The sequence below is a fragment of the Streptomyces sp. NPDC001980 genome, from assembly GCF_040296885.1.
Taxonomy (GTDB): domain Bacteria; phylum Actinomycetota; class Actinomycetes; order Streptomycetales; family Streptomycetaceae; genus Streptomyces.
Genome location: NZ_JBEOYD010000006.1, coordinates 264,157 through 287,223, shown reverse-complemented (window position 1 = coordinate 287,223; position 23,067 = coordinate 264,157). Strand labels below are relative to the sequence as shown.

The 23,067-nt window shown below is 71.5% G+C and carries 17 protein-coding genes, 2 tRNA genes, 1 other RNA gene and 1 pseudogene; 8 read left to right on the top strand and 13 right to left on the bottom strand.

The window, feature by feature from the left end; genetic code table 11:
- Positions 1–15: 15 nt before the first annotated feature.
- From ABT137_RS12145 to ABT137_RS12135, 3 genes are all read left to right on the top strand, one after another.
- Positions 16–1,287, top strand: coding sequence for a sensor histidine kinase (locus ABT137_RS12145; protein WP_351706453.1), 1,272 nt, complete (start codon positions 16–18; stop codon positions 1,285–1,287).
- Positions 1,284–1,898, top strand: a complete 615-nt coding sequence (locus ABT137_RS12140; protein WP_351706450.1) for a response regulator — start codon at positions 1,284–1,286, stop codon at positions 1,896–1,898. The genes ABT137_RS12145 and ABT137_RS12140 overlap by 4 nt, the downstream gene beginning before the upstream one ends.
- 22 nt (positions 1,899–1,920) lie before the next feature.
- A tRNA-Gly gene (locus tag ABT137_RS12135) sits at positions 1,921–1,993 on the top strand.
- 92 nt (positions 1,994–2,085) lie between these two features.
- Here the strand turns inward: ABT137_RS12135 and ABT137_RS12130 are convergent.
- From ABT137_RS12130 to ffs, 6 genes are all read right to left on the bottom strand, one after another.
- The gene (locus tag ABT137_RS12130) at positions 2,086–3,039 is read right to left on the bottom strand and encodes a phosphoribosylaminoimidazolesuccinocarboxamide synthase (RefSeq protein WP_351706447.1); all 954 of its coding nucleotides are present in this window, start codon (positions 3,037–3,039) and stop codon (positions 2,086–2,088) included.
- 107 nt (positions 3,040–3,146) lie between these two features.
- Positions 3,147–4,643, bottom strand: a complete 1,497-nt coding sequence (locus tag ABT137_RS12125) for a N,N-dimethylformamidase beta subunit family domain-containing protein (protein ID WP_351706444.1) — start codon at positions 4,641–4,643, stop codon at positions 3,147–3,149.
- A 254-nt stretch (positions 4,644–4,897) separates the two neighbouring features.
- Positions 4,898–6,742, bottom strand: coding sequence for a M48 family metalloprotease (locus ABT137_RS12120; protein WP_351706441.1), 1,845 nt, complete (start codon positions 6,740–6,742; stop codon positions 4,898–4,900).
- Positions 6,743–7,019: 277 nt separating this feature from the next.
- Positions 7,020–8,273 (bottom strand): phosphoribosylamine--glycine ligase, encoded by a 1,254-nt coding sequence (purD, locus tag ABT137_RS12115; protein ID WP_351706438.1) that lies wholly within the window; start codon positions 8,271–8,273, stop codon positions 7,020–7,022.
- 145 nt (positions 8,274–8,418) lie between these two features.
- Positions 8,419–10,629 carry a DNA polymerase III subunit gamma and tau gene (locus tag ABT137_RS12110; protein ID WP_351706435.1) on the bottom strand — a complete coding sequence of 737 codons (2,211 nt, stop codon included), beginning with the start codon at positions 10,627–10,629 and terminating at the stop codon, positions 8,419–8,421.
- Between the two features lie 45 nt (positions 10,630–10,674).
- An RNA gene (gene ffs, locus ABT137_RS12105) (signal recognition particle sRNA small type) lies at positions 10,675–10,773 on the bottom strand.
- A 72-nt stretch (positions 10,774–10,845) separates the two neighbouring features.
- Here ffs and ABT137_RS12100 point away from each other — a divergent pair.
- Positions 10,846–10,933 (top strand) — tRNA-Ser (locus ABT137_RS12100).
- Between the two features lie 79 nt (positions 10,934–11,012).
- Here the strand turns inward: ABT137_RS12100 and ABT137_RS12095 are convergent.
- Positions 11,013–12,014, bottom strand: a pseudogene (locus ABT137_RS12095) (tyrosine-type recombinase/integrase); the annotation flags it as partial.
- 271 nt (positions 12,015–12,285) lie between these two features.
- On the opposite strand from ABT137_RS12095, the gene ABT137_RS12090 reads away from it, so the two are divergent.
- Positions 12,286–12,585, top strand: a complete 300-nt coding sequence (locus ABT137_RS12090) for a putative quinol monooxygenase (RefSeq protein WP_351706429.1) — start codon at positions 12,286–12,288, stop codon at positions 12,583–12,585.
- A gap of 231 nt (positions 12,586–12,816) precedes the next feature.
- Entirely contained in the window at positions 12,817–13,077 is a 261-nt protein-coding gene (locus ABT137_RS12085) for a hypothetical protein (RefSeq protein ID WP_351706426.1), read from the top strand.
- A 443-nt stretch (positions 13,078–13,520) separates the two neighbouring features.
- On the opposite strand, the gene ABT137_RS12080 is transcribed toward ABT137_RS12085, so the two are convergent.
- From ABT137_RS12080 to ABT137_RS12065, 4 genes are all read right to left on the bottom strand, one after another.
- Positions 13,521–14,054, bottom strand: a complete 534-nt coding sequence (locus ABT137_RS12080) for a hypothetical protein (protein WP_351706423.1) — start codon at positions 14,052–14,054, stop codon at positions 13,521–13,523.
- Positions 14,055–14,426: 372 nt separating this feature from the next.
- The gene (locus ABT137_RS12075) at positions 14,427–14,756 is read right to left on the bottom strand and encodes a hypothetical protein (RefSeq protein ID WP_351706420.1); all 330 of its coding nucleotides are present in this window, start codon (positions 14,754–14,756) and stop codon (positions 14,427–14,429) included.
- Positions 14,757–15,102: 346 nt separating this feature from the next.
- Complete coding sequence (locus tag ABT137_RS12070; protein WP_351706417.1) at positions 15,103–18,297, bottom strand: FG-GAP repeat domain-containing protein; 3,195 nt, start codon at positions 18,295–18,297, stop codon at positions 15,103–15,105.
- A 301-nt stretch (positions 18,298–18,598) separates the two neighbouring features.
- Positions 18,599–19,396 (bottom strand): bestrophin-like domain, encoded by a 798-nt coding sequence (locus ABT137_RS12065; protein ID WP_351706414.1) that lies wholly within the window; start codon positions 19,394–19,396, stop codon positions 18,599–18,601.
- A gap of 120 nt (positions 19,397–19,516) precedes the next feature.
- Here ABT137_RS12065 and ABT137_RS12060 point away from each other — a divergent pair, with 120 nt between their 5' ends.
- Together ABT137_RS12060 and ABT137_RS12055 are read left to right on the top strand one after the other, a co-directional pair.
- A complete protein-coding gene (locus ABT137_RS12060; protein WP_351706411.1) occupies positions 19,517–19,750 on the top strand; it encodes a hypothetical protein in 234 nt (77 codons plus the stop codon).
- Positions 19,747–20,256 carry a DinB family protein gene (locus ABT137_RS12055; protein WP_351706408.1) on the top strand — a complete coding sequence of 170 codons (510 nt, stop codon included), beginning with the start codon at positions 19,747–19,749 and terminating at the stop codon, positions 20,254–20,256. Before ABT137_RS12060 ends, ABT137_RS12055 begins: the two co-directional genes overlap by 4 nt.
- Positions 20,257–20,329: 73 nt before the next feature.
- Here ABT137_RS12055 and ABT137_RS12050 read toward each other — a convergent pair whose 3' ends face one another.
- Positions 20,330–20,785: a YflT domain-containing protein gene (locus tag ABT137_RS12050; RefSeq protein ID WP_351706405.1), complete on the bottom strand. Its 456-nt coding sequence runs from the start codon at positions 20,783–20,785 to the stop codon at positions 20,330–20,332.
- Positions 20,786–21,052: 267 nt separating this feature from the next.
- Positions 21,053–22,846, bottom strand: a complete 1,794-nt coding sequence (locus tag ABT137_RS12045; protein ID WP_351706659.1) for a copper resistance CopC/CopD family protein — start codon at positions 22,844–22,846, stop codon at positions 21,053–21,055.
- Positions 22,847–23,067: the final 221 nt, after the last annotated feature.

Below are 23,067 nucleotides of genomic sequence, written 5' to 3'. Positions count from 1 at the left end.
GGGAACGGGACCGGGATGAGCGGGGCAGCAGGCGGCTGGTGGCGGGGGAAGACCACGCCGGCCAAGGTCGAGACGTACACGCGCTGGTCGTTCCACTTCTTCGCGCTGATCGAGGTCACGGCGATCGGGCTGCCGGTCTTCGCACAGACGGGGGCGGACGTCGCGGGCCCGCTGATGGCGCTGGTCGTCGTCCACGCGCTGCTCTGCGCGGTGACCGCCTCCCGGGCGCTGGACTGGACGCGGGGCCGCCGGGAGCAGCCGGTGCGGCTGCTCTGGACGCTCGCCACGGCGACCTACCTCATCGCCGTCGTCGCACTCGTCCTGCGCAGGCACGGCTCCGGCCCGGACCTGGACGCCGCCGCCGGCAGCGTCTTCACCGGGGTGCAGTCCTTCGGCGCCGGGACCATGACGCTCGGCGTGCGCAACCGCAGACGCGTGCTGTCGCTCGTCGCGGGCTTCGCGTGCGCAGCCGGGGCCATTTCCTTCCCGCTGGGTTATCCCGTCCCGACCGCGCTGGTCACCGCGCTCGTGGTGTTCCTCGGCAGCGCTTTCCTCGCCGTCACCGCGATCTTCTCCGTCTGGCTGCTGGACGCGGTCTACGAACTCGACGAGGCCCGCGAGACCCGCACCCGGCTCGCCGTCGCCGAGGAACGGCTGCGGTTCGGCCGCGATCTGCACGACGTCCTCGGCCGGAACCTCGCCGTCATCGCCCTCAAGAGCGAACTGGCGGTCCAGCTGGCCCGGCGTGAACGGCCCGAGGCCGTCGACCAGATGATCGAGGTGCAGCGGATCGCGCAGGAGTCCCAGCGGGAGGTACGCGATGTCGTACGGGGCTACCGGGACGCCGACCTGGGCGCCGAACTCGCTGGTGCTCAAAGCGTGTTGACGGCCGCGGGATTCACCTGCGAGGTGACAGGCGACGCCGCCGGGCTGCCCGCCGAGGTGCAGTCGGCGCTCGGGTGGGTGGTGCGGGAGGCGACCACCAACGTGCTGCGGCACGGGGACGCGGGACGGTGTGCGGTGGGGCTGCGGGTGCGGGAGGGATGTGTGGTGCTGACGGTGGAGAACGACGGAGTCGTGGTGCACGGGAGTGGCGGGAGTGGAGGAAGTAACGGAAGTGGCGGAGGTGGTGGGTCCGGGCTCGCCGGGCTGCGGGAGCGGCTCGCGGTGGTCGACGGGACGCTGGAAGCCGGGCCGGTCGGGGCGGACGGGTTCCGGGTGGTGGCCTCGGTGCCGCTGACCGGTCGTACGTCGGCTGATACGAGTGTGAGTGGAGTCACTTCATGACGCCTCCGGTACGGCTGTTGCTCGCGGACGACGAGCATCTGATCCGGGGTGCGCTGGCCGCGCTGCTCGGGCTCGAGGACGATCTGGTCGTCGTCGCGGAGGCGGCGAGCGGGCCCGAGGCACTGGCCATGGCACAGGCACACCGGCCCGATGTGGCGGTGCTGGATCTGCAGATGCCGGGCGCCGACGGTGTGAGGGTCGCCACATCGCTGCGGACCGAACTGCCTGACTGCCGGGTGCTGATCGTCACCGGGCACGGGCGGCCCGGTCATCTGAAGCGGGCGCTGGCCGCCGGAGTGCGGGGGTTCGTCCCGAAGACGGTGAGTGCACAGCGGCTCGCCGAGATCATCCGGACCGTGCACGCGGGAAACCGGTACATCGACCCGGAGTTGGCCGCCGACGCGATCTCCGCCGGTGACTCGCCGCTGACCGCGCGGGAGGCGGAGGTGCTGGAGCTGGCGGCCGACGGGGCGCCGGTCGCGGAGATCGCCGAGCGGGCCGCGCTGTCGCCGGGGACCGTGCGGAACTACCTCTCCTCCGCCGTCACCAAACTCGGTGCGGAGAACCGTCATGCCGCAGTGCGTCTCGCGCGGGAGCGAGGTTGGGTATAGTTGCTCTCGCGCCACGGCGCATGCGGACGTAGCTCAGTTGGTAGAGCGCAACCTTGCCAAGGTTGAGGTCGCGAGTTCGAGCCTCGTCGTCCGCTCAGGAGAGAAGGCCCCCGGCTTGTGCCGGGGGCCTTCCGCGTACGCGGCCTTGCCTGTTCCCGGGCCCGGGGGCCCGGGAGAGACGCCTCCGTCAGGACCAGGTGTTGCCCGTCAGCCGCTCGTACGCCTCGACGTACTTCGCGCGGGTCGCCTCGACGACCCGCTCCGGCAGCGGCGGCGGGGGCTGCTCGCTCTTCCGGTCCCAGCCGGACTCGGCCGAGGTCAGCCAGTCACGCACGTACTGCTTGTCGAACGACGGCTGGGCGCGGCCCGGCTGCCACTCGTCGGCCGGCCAGAACCGGGACGAGTCCGGGGTGAGGACCTCGTCGGCGAGGACCAGGCTGTCGCCCACCCGTCGCCCACCACCACCCTCGTCCGAGGGCCTTCGGCCCGCCGTATTGAATTCCAAGCCGAACTCGAACTTCGTGTCGGCCAGGATGATCCCCCGGTCCCGGGCGATGTCCCGCGCCCGCCCGTACACGGCGAGGGTGGCCTGGCGCAGCTGGGCGGCCGTCTCGGCGCCGACCTGGCGGGCGACCTCCTCGTACGACACGTTCTCGTCGTGCTCGCCGACCTCGGCCTTGGTGGCCGGGGTGAAGATCGGGGCGGGCAGCTCGGAGCCGTCGACCAGACCCTCGGGCAGGGCGAGGCCGCAGACCGTGCGGGACTCCTGGTACTCGGCGAGGCCCGAGCCGGTGAGGTAGCCGCGGGCCACGCACTCGACCGGCAGCATCTTCAGGGACTTGCAGACGAGGGTGCGGCCGGCCCAGTCGGCGGGGGCGCCCTCGGGCAGCTCGGTGCTGATGACGTGGTTGGCGGCCAGATCGGCGAGCTTGTCGAACCACCACAGGGAGAGCTGGGTGAGCACCCGGCCCTTGTCGGGGATCTCGGTCGGCAGCACCCAGTCGTACGCGGAGATGCGGTCGCTGGCGACCATCACGAGGTCTCCGGCCGCGTTCTGGTACAGGTCGCGCACCTTGCCGGTGTGCAGATGCACCAGGCCCGGCACCTCCACGGGCTCGGGCTTTTCGACGAATCCGGACACGGTTCCTCCCCGTGGTTCTGTACAGGTGCCCTCGATTCTCCCGTATGCCGGGTTGCGCATGGACAGCGGGGCCGCGCGGACACCTGTACGGGGCGGTCGCGCTCGCATCAGTCGTGTTTGCAGATGCGGTCCAGGAGGTTGGCGGTGGCGCGCTGGACACGGGGGTCGATGTGGCCGGGGCGGTCCAGGGCCGGGGACCAGGCGAAGGTGCCGGCGGCGAAAACAAGGGCGCCGGAGGGGGCGCGGTAGAGGGAGGTCTCCTGGTGGCGCAGGGCGCCGTCGTTGTCGGTGTAGGGGGAGTGGGCGAGCAGGATGCGCGCCTCGTGCTCGGGCAGCGCGGTGCGCGGGAAGTAGCGGTCGGCCTCGCCGGCCACCAGGCCCGGGAGTTCGTCGCCCTCGTGCGCGCCGGTGGCCTCCCAGAGCCAGTGCCCCGCGTTGCGCACGATCAGGGGGTACGGCTCGGGCACCCGGCCCGCGTACTGGATGCCGACCGTCTGCTGTTCGGGCCGGTCGATCTCGCGCCAGAGCACGGGCTTTCCCGGGCCCCTGCGTTTTCGGCAGGTCAGCAGGCGGTCCGCGACCCCGGACGGGGAGGGGCCCAACTCCACCTGCCAGTACATGGTGTTGGCGGAGAGGAAGACGAGGCTCGTGCCGCTGTCGCGGGCCAGCTCGACCGTGCGGCGCATCTGCGGCGACCAGTACTCGTCGTGGCCCGGGAAGACCAGGCCCCGGTAGCGGGCGGGGTCGACGCGGCCGGCGTGCAGGTCGCGGGCGTCGGCGTAGGCGAGGTCGTAGCCGTAGCGCTCGGCCCAGCGGATGAAGTCGTAGGCGTGGCCGACGTGCAGGGGCAGGCCGGCGCCCGCGTACGGCCGGTCGAAGGAGACGGTGGTCGCCGCGTCGGCCTCGCCGAGCAGCCGCCCCCGCTCGTCCCAGGCGTGGTAGAGGCTGGCGCCGGTGCGGCCGTCCTCCGGGTAGAGGTTGTACGCCTGCCAGGTGACGTCCGGCAGCAGGAGCAGCAGGTCGGCCGGGTGGTTGTCGCGGATCGTGAAGGGCACGTGGGACCGGTAGCCGTCGGCCGTGGTGAGCACGGCGACGTACGCGCCGACGCTCCAGTACGACGGGACCTGCAGCCGCCAGGACAGCCACCAGTGGTGGCAGGAGACCGTGCGGTCGGCGGCCAGCGGCGGGGGCTGGACGATGCCGGACAGCCGGGGGCTGGTGGTGATCTTGGATGCGCCGTCGCCGCCGTAGTGGCCGATGCGGTAGATGTCGACGCTGAACTCCTGCGGCGGGTCGACGGTGATGTGGAAGTCGACGGCCTCGCCCGGGGTGACCGCGCCGGTCGAGGTGAACCCCTTGATCTGGCGGTGCACGTCGTCCGCGGAGCGCGGGCCGCCGACGGCGGTGCGCGGCGCCGGGACCCGGGGGTTCTCGCCGGTGGGCTGTGGCCGGCTGGGGTCCACGTACCAGGGGACGACATGACCGGTGTCGTCGAAATAGGTCTCGCTGCCGCGCAGCCAGGGAACGGGCCCCTGGCCGAAGGGGTCCGTGACGGCGTGCGCGAGTGCTCCCGACTCCCAGCGGCGGATCTGGTCCGATGCCATGGTGGCTCCCCTCCCTCGTGCCCCCGTGAAATGTGCTGATACGAGCCGATGTGCGATGTGTGTCCTGCCGTGCTGCGTACTGCCGCGCTGTGCCGTGCCGCGCCGCGACTGTGGCGTCTGTCTTATGTCGGATGCGCTTGCCACATCCGACAACGGTCCCAGCACATCACATAACGCACGCGTCCGGTCACGGTTCGTTGCGAATTTGCCTGAAGTGGAACAGTTTGCTCCGCGAAAGCGCCGAAACAGCGAGGTCAGACGAGTCGGACCGGTTTCTCGGGACGTATTCCGGACTCGACCAGCCAGGCCCGCAGCGGGGCCGGGTCTCCCTCCTCGATGAGGCTGAGGACTCTGGGCGTCAGGTCGGCGGCCCGCTCGCCGTCGACCAGCAGGGCCGGGCCGTCGAGCCAGTCCAGGCCGGGGGTGGCTCCAGCGGTGTCCACGGCCGCGCAGCACACCATCGCCTTGACGTGGTCGGCGAGGAGTTCGCGGGCGGTGCGCGGGGGCTGGAGCGGGAAGAGGGGCAGTGCGCCGTCGTCCCAGAGGGGGCTGCCGGGGCCGCCGCCCTGTCCGGCGGCCTGTCCGGCTGCCGCGGGGCAGCCGGGGCGCGCGGTGTCGGCCGTGCTCGCGTGCGCTCCCTCGTGCTCCTCGCGGGCGAGGGCCGCCGTGAGGCCGGCGGCGAGGGCGGCGCTGCGTTCGGTGCCGGTGGGCTCGCCGTCCGCCTCGTCGTCGTAGCCGGGGGTGCGGGGGTCGTAGCCCGGGGTGCGGGGGTCGTCGTCGTACGCCGGGAGGCGCCGGCGCCTGCCGGGGGCGGTCGGGTCGGTCAGGTGGTCCAGGACCCGGGCCAGGGTGGGGCCTCCGGGGTCGGGGGCGCCGGGGGCGAGGGTGGCACGGACGCCGAGGGCGTCCAGGACGCGGTGCAGGCGGGCCGCCTCGGTGCGCCAGGTGCGGTCGACGACCTCGTCCGGGTACTCCTGCCAGGCCACCGGCGACCAGGCCGGGCCGGGCTCGGCGGGGCCGCCGTGGAAGAGGCGGGCGGCGAGCAGCGAGGCGGCCTCGTCCACAACACCCGGCTCCTCCAGCAGGTCGCAGGCGGGCCGCTCGCCCAGCCGGGAGGCGAAGCCCTCGGCCAGCCGGTCGCGCCGGGAGAGCTCGGTGAGGGCCGCGACCACGCCCGCGTCCAGCCGGGAGGGCCAACGGCCCATCCGCCAGGCGGGCAGCGCGACCCGGGTGAGCAGCCGGTCCCAGCCGGCGTAGGCCAGGCCGACCTGTTCCTGGGCGACGATCCGCAGTCCGTAGTCCACGGCCTGGGCCCGCTCGGCGGCCGCGGCGGCGACCCCGCGCTCCATCAGCGCAGCGTGCTCCCGGCAGCCCCGCAGCAGCAGCCGGGCCACCCAGGCGACGCCCGCGCACACCAGGCGGGTGGCCGGACATCGGGCGGGCGCCGCGGAGACCGCCACCGCCGCGTCCAGGCCCCTGACGAACCGGCGGGCGGCCGCTATGTCCGGGTGCGCCGAGGGTCCCGTACCGGCGACGACCGGGGCGAGGACCGCGCGGAGCTCGCCGACGCGCATCCACCACAGGAACGGGGAGCCGATGACGAGGACGGGGGCGGCCGGGGTGCGGCGGTGCGAGCCGGGGGTGCCGAGCTCGTCGCCGCCCTTGGGCGCGGGCGGGCCGTGGGCCGGGTGGGTGCGGTCCTCCAGCCAGCTGTCGCAGTCCGGGGTGAGCGCTATGGCGGAAGGCGCCGGCACGTCGAGGCGGTCGGCCAGGTCGCGCACCATCCGGTACAGGTCGGGGGCGGACTCCTCCGTGATCGCGACCGTGGGGCTCACGGCCGGGCGGGCGCGGGCCACGACCAGGGCGACGCCGGCGGCGGCCAGCAGCACGAGTACCGCGACGGCGCCGACGATCCAGCGGGCGGTGTCCCAGCTGCGGCCGACGAAGTGGCCGGTGGAACCGCCGGTCAGCAGGATCACCGTGGCCGCGGCGGGCAGCAGCGCCACAGCAAGAGCCCGGCCGCGGATGCGCAGCACGGCGAGGGCCCGGGTACGCGCTGCCTGCGCTCCCGCCTCCGCACCGATACCGGTACTGGTCACGTCCGGACCTCACCCCCTCCCTGCTGTCCTCGGCCTGTCCTGGCTGTTGCTCACTCCCCCACTGTGGCACCCGCCACCGACATCGCAATGCCGGTGGGCCAAGTGCCGGAACGCCTGCGCCGCACCCTAGTTGGGGCCTCGGCCCCCGTCAGCCGGATACGGCATCGGTCACTCGATGGAATGGCTTTGGTCAGAGGTGATCGACAGACAGCAACGATCAGGCCCCGGATTTCGGGTCCGGGGCCTGATCAGGGACGGGTCTGCGGGGAAAGAGAGGTCAGGCCTCCGCCGCCGCCTTCGCGGCGATGTCCGTACGGTGCTGGGAGCCGTCGAGGCCGATCCGCGCCACCGCCGCGTACGCCCGCTCACGGGCCTGGGTCAGGTCCGCGCCGGTCGCCGTGACGGAGAGGACCCGGCCGCCCGCGCTGACGACGTCGTCACCGGCCCGCTTCGTCCCCGCGTGCAGGACGTAGGCGTGCGGCGCGTCCTCGGCGGCGATGGCGTCGAGGCCGGTGATGGGGTCGCCGGTGCGCGGGGTGTCCGGGTAGTTGTGCGAGGCGACGACGACGGTGACGGCCGCGTCGTCGCGCCAGCGCAGCGGCGGAAGGTCGGCGAGGGTGCCGTTCGCGGCGGCGAGCAGGACGCCGGCCAGCGGGGTCTTCAGGCGGGCGAGGACCACCTGGGTCTCCGGGTCGCCGAAGCGGGCGTTGAACTCGATCACCCGCACGCCGCGCGAGGTGATCGCGAGGCCGGCGTAGAGGAGACCGGAGAAGGGGGTGCCGCGGCGCCGCATCTCGTCGACGGTCGGCTGCAGGACGGTCTCCAGGACCTCGTCGACGAGCTTGGGGTCGGCCCAGGGCAGCGGGGAGTAGGCCCCCATGCCACCCGTGTTCGGTCCCTCGTCGCCGTCCAGGGCGCGCTTGAAGTCCTGCGCGGGCTGGAGCGGGAGGACCGTCTCGCCGTCGGTGATGGCGAAGAGGGAGACCTCGGGGCCGTCCAGGAACTCCTCGATGACGACGCGGTCGCAGGCGGCGGCGTGTGCCTTGGCGGCGTCCAGGTCGTCCGTGACGACGACGCCCTTGCCGGCGGCGAGGCCGTCGTCCTTCACGACGTACGGAGCGCCGAAGGCGTCCAGCGCCTCGGCGGCCTCCTCGGCGTTTGTGCAGACGTACGAACGGGCGGTGGGGACTCCGGCGCCCGCCATCACGTCCTTGGCGAACGCCTTGGACCCCTCGATCTGCGCGGCCTCCCCGGAGGGGCCGAAGACCGGGACACCCGCCTCGCGCACGGCGTCGGCGACCCCGGCGACCAGGGGGGCCTCCGGGCCGACGACCACCAGCTCGGCACCGAGTTCCAGGGCCAGCGCGGCCACGGCCCCGCCGTCCAGGGCATCGACCCGGTGCAGCTCGGCCACCTCGGCGATGCCGGCGTTGCCGGGGGCGCAGTGCAGCGCGGTGACGTCGGGATCGAGGGACAGAGAGCGGCACAGGGCGTGTTCGCGGGCGCCGCCGCCGATGACGAGGACCTTCACGGGGGCCAGCGTAGCCGGGCGGGCCGACTGGAGGTTCCTCCAAGGGGTTCGGGGGAGCGCGGGGAACTGCGCGGGCAACCCCCGCCGGCCCGCAGCCGTCCGACAAGCGGACCCTCGGCCTCCGAGCCGTCGGCGCTCGCCCGCGTCACTCGTTCTGGATCTCCTCCACCACCGTCGCGCCCAGTTCCTTCACGATCAGCTCGTGGCCGGAGAGGGCCGACTCGTCGAGGTCGGGGTCGTCCTCCTCGGGGATGTCGTCCTCGGGGGACACCGGCGGCGGTTCCGGGGCGGCGGGCGCGGGGGCCGCCGGCCTCTGGGTGGGCGGCGGGCTCTGGGCCGGGGCGGCCGCCGGGGCCTGCTGGGCGGGCGCGGGACGGGCCGGGGCCGCGGGGGCCGCGCTGCCGTAGCCGGGCGTCGCGGGCGCACCGTAGCCGCCGGGCGTGCCGCCGCCGTACCCGGTGCCGGGCGGAGCCGCGCCACCGCCGCCCGTCGGGTCGACGACCGCCTCGATCCGCCACTGCACGCCGAACTGCTCGCCCAGCGCCTGCCGCAGCACGTCCTCGCTGCCGCTGCTCGCGAAGTTGTCGCGGGCGCCGGCGTTGACGAAGCCGATCTGGAGGGTGGTGCCGTCGAAACCGGCGACCTGGGCGTTCTGGCTGAGCAGGATCCAGGTGAAGCGGCGGCGGTTCTTCACCGCTTCCAGGATGTTCGGCCAGAGCACACGGGGGTCGAGGCCACCGGCTGGGGTGGCTGCGGGTGCCGGGGCGGGAGCGGCAGTCGGGGCCGGAGCCGGGGTGGCTGCCGGAGGCGCCGAGGGTGCCGGGGCCTGCTGGGCCGCCGGAGCGCCGCCGCCCGTGGCCGTGGGCCAGCCGCCGGGGCGGCGGGTGCCGCCGCCACCTGCGGGGGCCGCCGTCGGCCAGGCACCGGGCGCGGGAGCAGCCGGAGCGGCGGCAGCGGGCGGTGCGGCCGGAGGCGGGGTGGGCACGGCGACCGGAGTCGGGGCCGGAGCCGGAGGCTCTGGAGTCTGCGCAGGTGCTGGCGCTGGGGCCGGTACCGGGGCCAGGGCCGCTCCCCCTCGTACGGCCGCCCGGGCCGCCGCCGGACCGGTTCCCTGCTGCACGGGCGCCGGAGGCTGCACGTGCGCCTCGGGCCCGGGGACGTACCCCATGGCGGGCGCGCCGGCGCCGCCCGAGAAGTTGACGCCCCGCTCCAGGCGGTCGAGGCGAGCCATCACGGACCGCTGGTCGCCGTACGCCGCCGGGAGCAGCACGCGGGCGCAGATCAGCTCCAGCTGGAGGCGCGGGGAGGTGGCGCCGCGCATCTCGGTGAGGCCCTCGTTGACGAGGTCGGCGGCGCGGCTGAGCTCGGCGGCGCCGAAGGTGCCGGCCTGGGCCTGCATCCGTTCGAGGACGTCGGCGGGGGCGTCGAACAGCCCCTTCTCCACGGCGTCCGGCACGGCGGCGAGGATCACCAGGTCCCGCAGCCGCTCCAGCAGGTCGGCGACGAAGCGGCGCGGGTCGTTACCGCCCTCGATGATTCGGTCCACGACCTCGAAGGCGGCGGCGCCGTCCCCGGTCGCGAAGGCCTCGACCACGGAGTCGAGCAGCGACCCGTCGGTGTAGCCGAGCAGCGAGGTGGCCATGGCATACGTCACACCCTCCTCGGTGGCCCCGGCGAGGAGCTGGTCCATGACGGACATGGAGTCACGCACGGACCCGGCACCGGCCCGCACGACGAGCGGGAGCACGCCGTCCTCGACGGGGATCTTCTCCTTGCCGCAGACCTCGCCGAGGTAGTCCCGCAGCGTGCCCGGCGGCACCAGCCGGAACGGATAGTGGTGGGTCCGCGACCGGATGGTCCCGATGACCTTCTCGGGCTCGGTCGTGGCGAAGATGAACTTGAGGTGCTCCGGCGGCTCCTCGACGACCTTGAGCAGCGCGTTGAAGCCGGCCGACGTGACCATGTGGGCCTCGTCGATGATGTAGATCTTGTAGCGGCTGGCGGCGGGCCCGAAGAAGGCCTTCTCGCGCAGCTCACGGGCGTCGTCCACACCACCGTGAGAGGCCGCGTCGATCTCGATGACGTCGATGGACCCCGGGCCGTTGCGCGCGAGGTCCTGGCAGGACTGGCACTCCCCGCACGGGGTCGGCGTCGGGCCCTGCTCGCAGTTCAGACACCGGGCGAGGATCCGCGCGCTGGTCGTCTTGCCGCATCCACGCGGGCCGCTGAACAGGTACGCGTGATTGACCCGGTTGTTCCGCAGCGCCTGCTGCAGCGGGTCGGTGACATGCTCCTGCCCGATGACCTCGGCGAACGACTCCGGGCGATAGCGGCGGTACAGCGCGAGAGACGACACGCATACGAGGTTATAGGCGCCCACTGACAACCCGACCCGCCCGCAAACGCAAGCGCCCCCCACGCACCCGCCAGAGCCAACCTACCCTTGCTGCCTTCCGGCCCTGGGGGAGTTCAGTCAGATAGCGCCGCGTGAGGGGCTCTGCACAGAGTACCCGACGTCAGCGGGTGGGAACGAGTTCGCGAGCACTCCTCTCGGTCATGTAATGTTCCCAGCGGAGGATTCGCCTAGAGGCCTAGGGCGCACGCTTGGAAAGCGTGTTGGGGGCAACCCCTCACGAGTTCGAATCTCGTATCCTCCGCCAGTGCCTCACCGGGCACGATGTCGAAGGGCCCCACCATTCGTGGTGGGGCCCTTCGACGTTGTCCGTCTCAGTTTCCGTCTCAGTTCGCTTTCGGGAGCTCCCAGAGCGCATCGCCGACTTGCTGCGCGACCTTGCGGAGCATGGTCCCCGTCACGTGCATGTACCGGGCGCGCATCCGGGCCGCTCCCCCGGGCTCCCAACCCGTGATCGAGTCGATCACGACGTCCGGGACACCGAGGATCAGGAGGACGGTCGCGGCGGTGTGGCGAGCATCATGAAGACGGCCGTTCCGGACACTGGCATCCCGAAGCAGCCGCTTCCAGGTGTGAAAGTCGGTGTTCGGGCTCAGGGGCCCGCCGGTCGGTGAGGCAAAGACGTACCCCTTGCCCTCCCAATCGGTACCGGCCGTGATCCGCTCCCGCTCCTGGGCTTCCTGGTGCTGGCGGAGAATCTTGATGAGCGGATCGGGCAGGCCGATGGTGCGCCGCCCGGCGCGGGACTTGGTGGACTTGTGCTCGCGGCGGGTCTGCTGCTTCTGAGGGCAGTAGCCGGCCTTCCGACCGCACGGGTTGTCTCCACAGCCGTGGGCGTACTTGGGACGCAGCCGGTTCTTGCGGATCCGGACGTATCCCGCGTCGAGGTCGACGTCCTCCCAGTGCAGACCGAGCGCCTCCCCCTGGCGGAGGCCCAGGGCCAGGGCGACGACCCAGCGAGCGCTGTTGCGAAGCTTGGCGGCCTCGACGAGGAGGCTCTGAACCTCTTCGATCGTGTACGGCTCGATGTCCTCCTCTTCGAGACGCGGCGCCTTGGCGATCTCGGCCACGTTGGCGGCGACATGCCCACGTCGCACGGCCTCACCGAGGGCGACCCGGATCGTGCGGTGCGCGTGATGAGCGGTGCCGGCGGAGCTCCCGGAAGCCTGCATCTTTCGATAGAAGCGCTCCAGGTGCTCCGGTTCCAGGCGGTCAAGCTTGTGGGCCCCCAGGCCAGGGACGAGGTGAACACGGACGTCGACCTCGTAGCCGTCGTACGTGTTCTCGGAGACGTACGGCTTGGCGATGTTTTCAACCCAGTGCTCAAGCCGGCTGCGCTCCGCTCCGCCGGGCCATGAGTCGATCACCGTAGAGAAGCGGCCACGGTCAGAACCAGCCTCCGGCGGGGGCGCTCAGGCTCCGGGATGGCGGGGGCGCCGTTCGCGAGTGCCGGCGAGCGGTGGGTTGGGCCGGGTGGAGATGCTGGGGCGCGGAGCGTCTGTGCGCGTTCGACCGTGACCTCCCGTCCTTGTGTCTCCAGACCGCCGATGGCAGGGTCCTGGTCCAGGCAAACCGACCCATCCCTGGGAGAGAGCCACGATGACTTACGGCTACATCGCCTCGATGAAGACCCAGCCCGGTTCCCGCGACGAAGTCGTCTCCATCTTGCTGAGTGGTGTGGACGGTCTCCGCGAGGCGGGATGCCACCTCTACGTCGTCAGCGTGTCCGCCGACGATGACGCGACGATCTGGGTGACCGAGGTCTGGGAGAGCAAGGGGCATCACGATGCTTCGCTAGAGCTGCCGGAGACAAAGGCTGCCATCGGCAAGGCAATGCCGATGCTGACGGGAGAGTTCACCAGGCAGGAGTTGTCTGTTGTGGGCGGGCTGGGACTTTAGACGTTGTCAAGACCGCATCAGTCGCTGACACCAGCGGCTGACACCAACAAGCACGAACAGCAGCGGTCGGCGCTGGACCTCAGTGGACGATCGACCGAGGCGCAGGGGCCGTTGGTCGACGTTGATAAGCCCCTGTGATCGACCTGATAAGGATGAGGCCAGACCGGCCTCATCCCGCCTGCCCCCAGTTCTAAGCTGACCAACAGAACCGGGAGGTACGGAGGGGGAGCCATGTCGTCGTCGTTCGCAACAATGCTCCTGCCGCTGATTGTGATCGTCGGTGGGCTCTGCCTCACCGGCACTGTTCTCGGCATCCACGCCCTTCTACTCGGACGCCTGCCGGGCCAACGCCTCGCAAGGTGGGTCCGACAGCCCAGACTCTGGGGAGTCGGCGTGGTGCTCGTCTCCTGTCTCGGCTTCGGCAGCGGCACACTGTTCGTGATCGGGCTCGGGTTGGTCGCCCTTGGCCACACCGTTAAGCCCGCGTCCTGATCCCCCGCACGGCCGTGCCACAACCGTGCCAGAACGAGCGGGGAGCCACGGGGAACCGCAGACGTCGGCGGTGCATGCACCCCAAGTCTGTCGGATTGGCTCCTACCGCAGGTCAGCGGCCGGATCACCCGCCCTCGCTCCTAAAACGGGGATCGCGGACCTCTGGTCTGGCTGTACAGCAGCGAGGTACAGCAACCATCGCGACCGGACCTAACCGTCAGCAGCCCCACATGACCGTCTGACCAACCGAGCAGACCTCACCGACCGTCCCGCCCATAGTTCACATCGAGGGGTAGCGTGACGCAAAGAGGCAGAGGGCCGTCCTCAACCGCTGAACGGCCCCCTCGCCTTGCCACGGTCATTGAGACTCCATCGATCACATGGCCAGGTGCCGGCGCAGGCGGGTGCGGACGAGGTCAGCGGTGGGCGTCTCGCTGTGTTGCTCAGAGGCCGCCGATCTTTACCGGAAGCTTCTGGAGCGTGGCGACCACGGTGTCAGGGTCCTCCAGATTGACCAGGTTGACCGGCTCCACCAGTTGGTACATGTCACCCTTCGGCGGGTACTGGGTGAGGTTGCCGACGAGCTTCGCCGAGTCCTTCGTCGTCAGGATCAGCGGCTCGTCGCCGTTTCCTGATTGTTCGATGACCATGGTGAAGTCCAGGACCATGATGTGCTCGTACTTAGGCGGGAAGCTCTGGGTCATCCGCAGCAGACTCTTCGCATCTACGTCGATATCGTTCTGCTCGATCACGATGCTTCCGCGGCCCCCGTTCTCGCTGGGCAGTTCGGCGCTGAGCTTGAAGCCGACCACCCTCATCCGCACGCTGTTGATGGGGTCGTTGGGGTTGACGTCGATGCGGTGCTTGATGCCGCCTCTGAAGTCCACGGTGTGCAGCGAGGTCCGGATCTGGAGGGGGCTGTTGATCGCGAGCATGCTGCACGGGATTTCAGCGCCGATGGGGGGCAGCTGGGGCATGTGGGTCCTTTGCCGAATGGGAGATGCCTGTCGAACGCACCCACCCTCGGATGGCGCCCACATCGGAACGCAACAACCACACCGTGCGAACACCCGATCTCACACGCTCAGCCCAGTTCGAAAACTAGGGCCTTGAGTGGCCGTCTGACGCGCTCGGCAGACCTCAGCAACCACCCTGCCGATATTCGCGTCGAGGAGCTGTGGCACGGTCCGCGGGCCGTGCCACTCTCGTGTCAGAACAGACGGGGACTCACGGGGAATCGCGGTACGGCACGTCACTCAGCGCAAGACCCGCCCGACACGGCAAAGCCGCTGGTCACCCGAGCATCTGCCCAACATCGCTCCCAAAGCGGTGCTCACTCTCTAGATCGCTCAGTACCCGGGCGTGAAGCCGGTGGACTGGTCGAGGCGGAATGCGGAGCCAGGAGCCGTCGGAGTCCAGCCCGCTCGCAGGGCGAGCCGAACAGCCGCAGCAACACCGGACGGCAGTACAGGCTCGGCCTCACGACCGATCCAGTTGCTCGGATGCGGCTGATTGGTGGTGACCACAAGGGTCGTACCCGGGTTGTCCGCATGCTCGACCGCGAATGTGCACGGCGACCAGGCCAGGCCCTCGGGGTACGTCGGCCTGCCTCGCAGCCGCCAGCGATAGGCCCTGCCATCGACAACGATCCGTCGTGATCCCTTGCGGACCAGCGCCATGACACCCCCTCCAATAGCGAAGATGCTAAGGAGCCCAGCCGCGCCGTCCGTCTCAGTTTCCGTCTCATTCAGCGCCGTTCGCGGCCGTTCAGACAGGACCGGAGGCGGTAGCCGCCCAGATGACTGGCCGTCCATGAACGCAGGTGAACGGCCCCGAACGTTACGCACCACCCCACCACCACAGTTGGAAAGCGTGTTGGGGGCAACCCCTCACGAGTTCGAATCTCGTATCCTCCGCCAGTGCCTCACCGGGCACGATGTCGAAGGGCCCCCTGGAAACAGGGGGCCCTTCGACGTTGTCCTCAGACCCCCCGTTGTCCTGGTTTTTGTTTGCTGTTCCGGACCGTCAGTACAGCGCTTTGTAGCCGCCCCAGCCGCTGCCGATCTTCACGCGTGCGCCGAAGCCGCCCTTGCCGTTGCCCGCCCAGCGGTACAGGTTGCCCGCGGTATCGCGGGCGACGAGGTCGTTGCGCCCGTCCTGAGTCAGGTCGCCGACACCGACCAGGGCGTTGTAGGCCTTGAAGCCCGAGGCGATCTTCACGCGACCCCCGAAGCGGCCCTTTCCGGTGCCGTACCAGCGATAGAGGTTCCCGGCCTTGTCCCGGCCGAGAAGGTCTCCGGTTCCGTCGCCATTGAGGTCGCCCACGCCCACCAGCGCCGTATAACCGGACATCCCGGTGCCGATGCGCACCCGGGCCTTGAACGTGCCCTTTCCGGTGCCGGCGTAGAACCACAGGACTCCGGACCGGTCACGGGCCAGCAGGTCGGACCTGCCGTCACGGTTGAGGTCCCCGGACGACGTCAGCAGGTTGTACGTGTTCCAGCCCTTGCCGATGACGGTGGACTTGTTGGTTCCCCGGGCGAAGTACACCTGCCCGAAGCCCCAGTACGCACGCAGTTCGCCGGTGGAGTTGCGGACCAGCATGTCCGCGTACCCGTCGCCGTTGAGGTCGCCGGCCGGCACCAGGGTGGAGGAGGTCGGCCAGTCCGCGGTGTAGCTGCGGTTGTAGAAGTACCCCTTGGAATGCCCCTCCCATGAGTCGGTCCGGCCGTCCTTCCGGACCGCCACCATGTCCGGAAACCCGTCGCAGTCGTAGACATGGGTCGGCAAGGCGCCGCACATCACGTCCAGGCCGCCGCTTCCCACCCGCACCGGCACGGTTCCACCGTTGAACTTGGCGGTCAGCTGCCAGGTGTAGAGACCGCTCGGGGCGGGAGCACCGTTCGACTCCCGGCCGTTCCACGAGGCCGAGATGCCGTTGAGACCGCGTTCGGCCCCACCGCGCACCACAGCCACCCGGCGCCCGGTCGCCTTCTGGACGATGCCCAGCTCCCAGGAGTCCACGGGGCGGCTCAGCAGCAACGAGGCCGTCCAGGTCGAGTAGATGGACGAAGTGGTCCTCGGCGCGACGCTCCCGGAGGTGTACGCCTCCCCTATCACCGGAGCGGAGTCCGGTACCCCGTCCGCGCTCACATGCACGCGGCGATCGGCGTCCACGTAGGCGATGTGGCCGCTGTACTTGTCCACGGTCCACGTGATCCTGCGGTCGTCCGCGAGCGTTCCGGCCGGGAGGGCGGCTATGGAGCGCTCCGCGAGCGGGCTGCCGGTGTGGAAGTCCGTCAGCTTGAGCTCGCCCGCGTCCCGGTCGTGCCGGACCACGTAGCCGTCACCGAGCATGGCGGGGCCCGACGGCACGGCGAAGCCGCGGTTGTTCGTCAGGTCGTACACCCCGGCCTGCTTGTCGGCACCGCAGGACCAGTAGAGCCAACGCGCCGTCGCCTGCAGTTCGGTGGGCACGCAGGCGGCACCGGTCCGCACGGTGCGGAAGGGTTTGCCGGGAGTGGCCGCGTTTGAGGTCAGCCGCTCCGCGGTCAGCGTGCCGGGGCTGCCGGGGGTCGCGCTCCACAGGGTGGAGTACCAGAGCGCCGCGGCCTGCACCGGGCGGCTGCGCACCACCTTCTCGTAGCCCGGATCGATCAGGTACTGGGTTCTCGGGGACCCGCCGTCCACCACCACGTACGAGGAGGACGCGTCCCTGACCTCGCCGCCGCTGCCGGGCAACGGCACCTGCACGTGCGACGTGTAGGCGTCCACGCGGGTCTCCAGGTACGTCCGCCCTCCCGTCTCGGACAGGAAGGACAGGCCGTACCAGTTGCCCTCCACGATCCGCACGCAGTCCTCACCCGTCGCACAGCGCACGGCGGAAGGGGGCATGCCCGCGGGGGGCTTGGCCGCTCCCGCGACGGGGACCGGCCCGGTACCGACGTCCTGCTGGTAGAGGGAGAGCTTGCCCTCCATGCTGTCCACCCGATTGAGGGTGCCCCGGTACAGGTTCAGTCCCACGACCTTGGCGATCACCGAGGGCAGCGGCTGGACCACCTCGTGCGCCGGCGACCCGTCGGAGCCGGCGGCGAAGCGGTGCACCGCCCAGTCGCCGGTGCCGGAGCCGCCGACGAGCAGGGCGCTCCCGTCCGCCGTCTGCGGTGGGTCGTCCGACACGAGCGCGATGTGGTCGAGTGCGGTGCTCGGCTCCCCGCCGTCGAGCGGCCGGGACGTCAGCCGCCGGCCGAGCGTGGTACCCGAGGTGGCGTCGGGTTCCGAGGTCAGGAGGGTGCCGCCGAGGAGGGTCACGGGAGCCGCGTCGTCGGGGAGCGGGAACTCCTGCGCCCCGGAGGAGACGTCACCGCGGGGCAGCCAGCGCAGCCCGGTGAAGCCCTGCTTCCACCAGGCGACGCGGTCGGCGCTCAGCAGGATGCGCAGGCCCTGGCCGCTCATCGTCTCGGGGAGCGGGGTGATCTCGGCGGTGGCCGGGTCCAGCAGGCCGTAGCGGTACGCGCCGTCCTGCCGGAAGGAGATCACCGCGCCGCGGTCGTCCGTGGCGCCCTGCTGCAGGGAGAGGCTGTTCAGCTGAGCGCCCGCGGGCAGGCCGTTGATCTGCAGCGGTTGCGCGGGATCGGTGCCGGTGTCGAGGAGCACACCGGCGGAGCTGGTGGTGCTGGTCGCGGACTCCAGGGCCAGCACCTTGCCCGCGACGGTCCCCCGGAACGTGTAGCCGGCCGGGAGCTGCGCCTCCCGGCGCTCACCGGTGTGCGGATCGAGCAGGGTGTACCAGGCGGTGCCGCGGGCCGGGCTCGGTGAGACGGCGAGCAGGTCTCCGTCGGCACCGACGGGGCGTACGAGCGCGTTGGCCGGCAGGGTCTGCAGGCCGGGCACCTGCGTCGAGGTGCCGCTCGCGAAGTCGGTCCAGGTGTAGCCGTCCCGGCCCTCCTGCTGGTGCAGGAAACCGGTGCTGCCCACCGCCAGCGGGGTGTCCACACGGGGTGTGGCCCGCTCGGCGGGCGGGATCACGACCTCCTGGGACGAGTCCGCCGCGGCCGCCGCCTGAGCGGCCCACGCGGGCGGCGCGTCCACGGCGAGCGGGACGGCCGTTCCCGCGACCGCCAGAATCGTGGCGGCCGCACCGGCCGCGAGGCCCGCGCCACCTCTGCGGCGGCGGCCTCCGCGCAGTGGTTCAGTCGACGTCCGGGTCAATGCCCTCACGTCTCCCCCTCATTGATGTGATGATCTGCCGCCACGCGGCGCCCCGCCGTGGCCGGACGCGCTGTCGCGTCACCCCCGGTGGCCGCGGTGGATCTTGTCGGCCGCTTGTGCGGTAGACGCTAGCCGATCAACGAAGTCCCGGTCCGCCCCGACGGGATTACGATCAGACAACCCGACGACGCCCCTGCGGGGCGGCCAGGGAGCGACCATGCGAAGGCGCGGCCGGAGCCCGACTGCGTACCCCATGGAGGAACCTCGTTGTCCTGGTTCTTGTCCACAGCGCACTGATCGCGCCCGCCGCCTAGGGTCCGCCGTCGAAGAAGCCGGACTTCAGGTCCCCGACGATGGCGTCGAGCGGATGCCCACTGACGATGAACGGTCCGCTCCAGGGCGCGCTGAGTGCGAAGAGCAACGCCAGGCTCAACCCGACCACACTCGCGACCCCCACGATGAGCAGCGACGTTCGCAGACTGCTGCGGAAGACGAGTGCGCCGGAGTTCACGATCAGAGCCACACCGCTGACCACGAGCGTGACGACGTAGAGCGCGGGAACGTCGCGCGAGGCGGCCGCGACGCGGGCGCGACGGCTACTGGTGACACCGTCCAGGGAAAGCACCAGCTCCGCGCCTGTCGGGATACCCACGGCGGGCCGGGCCGCCTCGGTCCGCACACTCCGCTCCAACCGTGCGATCGCACGAGCGGTGGCCGGGTCGTCACCGGACGCCGCTGCCGTACCTTCCCACTCCCTGGCCCGCGTGGTCTGCAAGTAGTCCAGCAGTGCCGCATGAATCGGCTCCGACTGGACCTGCGGACTTGTCGCCGCCCATGCCAGGCGGGAGGCCGCGGCCGCCTCATCGCTCACCAACCCCTCGGCTGCGCGCAGGTAGCCGGCCTCGCTGGCCAGTGAGAGTGCCGCAAAGATCGCGAAGGCAGCGCCGAGTGTCGGCATCAGGGGCGTGGCGATCTGCGGCACCCGATCCCGTTCCCCGACCGGTACGAGCGCCCGGACGCCGACCCGCGCCACCGCCGCAACCAGTAGGGCAAGTAAGAGTCCGCCCACAACCAGCACCGCCGCCGGCAGCGAGGTCAACCAGTTCACCACATCACCTACAGCGCGTTCCCGCGAGCGTCCCACGGCGGCGGCACATCGGGCACCGCGACCTGGAGCTCCACATCGATCACTTTTAATGACCGCTCCATGATCACAGGGCGAAGACCTTTGACGCTCGCGACGCCCGGCACGGCATCTCTTTTCGTCGGCCGAACAGCCGATGCGGCCCGACCTGACGTCCGGGAATTTCTCCGCGACGCGCTGGACAATCCGATCTCGGCGCTGCTGGTCTCCGCCGGCATGAGCAGGCAGGTGCAGGAGCGGGTGCGGTGGACTGGATACTGCTGCTGCGCCCGGATGCCGGAGCGGACGAGCGGAACGGATGAGGAGTACGGCCAGTGACCAGCGACGACCGCACAGGACCGCCCAGCTTCGGCAGCGAACGCGACATGCTGCGGGCTTTCCTCGACTACCACCGCGCGACCCTCGCGATGAAGTGCGAAGGGCTCACCGACGAGGAGCTGCGGCAGCGGTCGATGCCGCCGTCCACGTTGTCGCTGCTCGGTCTGGTGCGGCACATGGCGGAAGTGGAACGCGCTTGGTTCCGCCGGGTGTTCGAGGACAAGGACGCGCCCATGGTGTGGTCCGACGAGATCGACTTCCAGGCGGCGTACGACGCGAGCGGGTCGACCAGGGCAGAGGCGTTCGCCGCCTGGGAGGCCGAGGTGGCGGCCTCGCGCCGTATCGAGCGCGCGGCCGGCTCCCTGGACCAGGCCGGATACCAGCCGAGGTGGGAGGAGGAGGTGTCGCTGCGGATGGTGATGCTGCACGTGCTGCTGGAGTACGGCCGCCACAACGGGCACGCCGACTTCCTGCGCGAGGGCGTCGACGGGACCGTGGGCGCCTGAGCGGCCGGGCCGGCTGCCGCGTTCCCGGGCCCGCTCCGCGCGGTCGAAGCCCGCGGGGCGGGTGCCGTGACGGTCAGCAGCCGGGTGTCGGCGGTGCGGGGTGCGCCGCGGCGGCCCGGGTGGGCCGGCTGCCGAGGACGGCGGCGCAGAGGCAACCGGCGGCGCCGAGCAGGAGCGCGTAGCGGGCGCCGGCCGCGTCGGAGAGCGCGCCGAAGATCGCGCCGTAGAACAGGCCGCTGATCATCAGCACCAGGACGTGATGGTTGCCCGCGGCGAACAGCGACAGGAGCAGGCCGACGAGCAGCCCGAACCAGGCACCCGAGCCGGCGCCGGCCAAGGCGGCCCGGCCGCGGGTGAGGCGGCCGAGCACCGTCTCCACCATCCGCAGGTCGGAGCCGATGATCGCGGTGTGCTCCACCGGGAACTTGCTGTCGGAGAGGAAGTCGACCGCACGCTGCGCGCCCTCGTAGGTCGGATACGAGCCGACCACCGGCCGGTCGAGCGGCGCCGTGGGCGGTTGCTGGGTCATCGCGGGACTCCCTTCCTCGCCGCCCCCGTCGAACAGCCTGCTGCGAGGCGGTGGTCCCCGCAAGGCGGAACGCGCCGGACGCACACGGTGACGGGCCGAGGGCTCGGCGGCATCGAGGCCGGCTCCGCCCGCGCCGAGAAGCAGCCGGTCTTCCGACCCTGGCACGAGGTCTGCAGCACGAGGTCTGGCTGGGGGAGGAACTGCGCGACCAGCCACGACGGCGCCGCACTCGGCAGACGACACATCGTGGCACTTCCAGCGAAGCTCTCAGGCGGCGATCCGTACCTTCTTCGTCACCGTCACCTGGTCCAGGTCGGACACCCGTACCGTCACCGTCATCGTCCACTCGCCCGCGATGGGGAGGTTGACGGAGTCGGCGGCCCAATAGCCGCCGCGGTCGGTCACGTTGGCGGGGAGCGGACCGATCTTCTGGGCGGCGAGGGTGAAGGAGAGCCGGAGTTCGGGGACGGTGGAGATGCCGCCGTCGGGGCCGAAGACGACCGCCTGCACGGAGTTCCCGCCGACCCGGCCCGGGTCCAGGGTGATCTGCACCTTGCCGTGGCCGTTCGGGGTGCCGACGTCGAAGGGGACCATGGAGACGGAGGTCGCGGGGATGCCGACCGCGTCCGACGCCGTTCCCGACCCGGCCGCCTCGGCCGCGGCCCGGCCGGGCAGGGTGCCGGTGAGGATCGTGGTGATGCCCAGGACGGCGACGCCGACGGCCACTTCGGCGAGGACCGAACGGCGCAGGGCGGCCTGGTGGCGACCGGCCGGGGTGGCGGGGGGCTCGTCGAGGGGCGGTGCGTCCTCCCCCTCGGCCGGTGGGTCCGCCGGGCCCCCGACCGGCAGGGGGACCCGGTCGGGGGCCGTCACGGCCGGGGCCGGCGCCAGTTTCGCCGTCCAGCGGCGGGACTGCGAGGCGGCCGCCAGCAGCAGGGTCACCGCGGCGAGTTTGACGAGGAGGAGCCTGCCGTACGACGTGTCGGTGAGGGCCTGCCAGGAGCCGAGGCCGCGCCAGGACTGGTAGACGCCGGTGACGACGAGGATTGTCACCGAGGCGAAGGCCACGCGGGAGAAGCGGGTGACGACGGCGGCGGGCAGCGGCGTCGCGGAGCGCTGGAGGGTGATGAGGAGGGCCGTGAGGCCGCCCATCCAGAGCGCCATCGACAGGAGGTGCAGGACCGACGACGTCATCGCCAGCGGGACCTGGATGCCGGCCGAGGCGTGTTCCGCCGCCGCCCAGGTCAGGGCCAGGGCGACGGAGAGGGCGGCGGCCGTGGCGAGCAGGGGGCGGGACGGGCGCTCGCGGCTCACGCGCTTGCGGAGGAGAAGGTGGAGGGCCGCGGTGAGCGCCAGCAGGGCCACCCTGGCCAGCAGGGCCAGGCCGGGGCGGCCGGTCGCGGACTTGGCGAGGGCGGAGAGGTCGAAGGCCGTCGCCGGGGAGGTGCCCTCCTCGTACGGGGCGCGCAGGACGAAGAGGAAGAGGGTGGCGGCGAGGAGGGCCCACCACGCCGTGCGGACCGGGGTGCGCAGGGGGGCGGGGTCCGGCGGACGGCAGACCGCCATGAAGGCGACGGCGCCTATCAGCAGGGCCACGGCGAGGTAGGCGACGTAGCGGCCGATGTTGTAGAGGCTGCCGGTGACCGGGTTCTCGACGGGGCCGGTGGAGACGGTCGCCGTGGTCGCCGACGGCTTGCCCACGGAGAAGGTGAGGGCGCCGGAGACGGGGTGGCTGTCCGCCGAGACGACCCGCCACGCCACGGTGAAGGTGCCGGTGCCCAGCTTCTTCGGGAAGGTGATCCGGGCGGTGTCCGAGCCGGCCGGGCCGTGTTCGGCCTCGCTGGTGTCCACCCGGTGGTTGGTGGGGTCGTACACCCGGAACGAGTCGTCGAGCAGGCCGACGGCCTCGGTGAAGGTGAGGGTGACGGATCCCGGCGACGACTTGAGTACGGCGCCGTCGGCGGGGTCGCTGCCGCGCAGGGCGGCGTGCGCGGAGGCGGGGGCGGCCGACGCGAGGAGGAGGGCGGCGAGGAGGGTGCCGAGGAGTGCGAGGGCGCGCAGGGCCCTGTGGTTCCTGTGGTTCCTCTGGTTCCTTTGGTTCCTTTGGTTGCCGGTCGGCACGTGCCGCTTGTCGTGTCCTTCGCTCACGTCACCCGCTCCGAGTTCGGCAACACGCGTTCTTGGGTCATACGGTTGGGAAGCCTGTAGCACTCATTTTGTCTGCGGCTGGGTGGGGGCTGATCGCGCAGTTCCTCCCCCAGCCTTCGGCGGGGGGGGGTACC

Bases quoted from the DNA above. Each gene is read 5' to 3' on its own strand.
- ABT137_RS12145 (WP_351706453.1), top strand. From the start codon at position 16: ATGAGCGGGGCAGCAGGCGGCTGGTGGCGGGGGAAGACCACGCCGGCC.
- ABT137_RS12140 (WP_351706450.1), top strand. From the start codon at position 1,284: ATGACGCCTCCGGTACGGCTGTTGCTCGCGGACGACGAGCATCTGATC.
- ABT137_RS12125 (WP_351706444.1), bottom strand. From the start codon at position 4,643: ATGGCATCGGACCAGATCCGCCGCTGGGAGTCGGGAGCACTCGCGCAC.
- ABT137_RS12090 (WP_351706429.1), top strand. From the start codon at position 12,286: ATGACTTACGGCTACATCGCCTCGATGAAGACCCAGCCCGGTTCCCGC.
- ABT137_RS12085 (WP_351706426.1), top strand. From the start codon at position 12,817: ATGTCGTCGTCGTTCGCAACAATGCTCCTGCCGCTGATTGTGATCGTC.
- ABT137_RS12080 (WP_351706423.1), bottom strand. From the start codon at position 14,054: ATGCCCCAGCTGCCCCCCATCGGCGCTGAAATCCCGTGCAGCATGCTC.
- ABT137_RS12075 (WP_351706420.1), bottom strand. From the start codon at position 14,756: ATGGCGCTGGTCCGCAAGGGATCACGACGGATCGTTGTCGATGGCAGG.
- ABT137_RS12050 (WP_351706405.1), bottom strand. From the start codon at position 20,785: ATGACCCAGCAACCGCCCACGGCGCCGCTCGACCGGCCGGTGGTCGGC.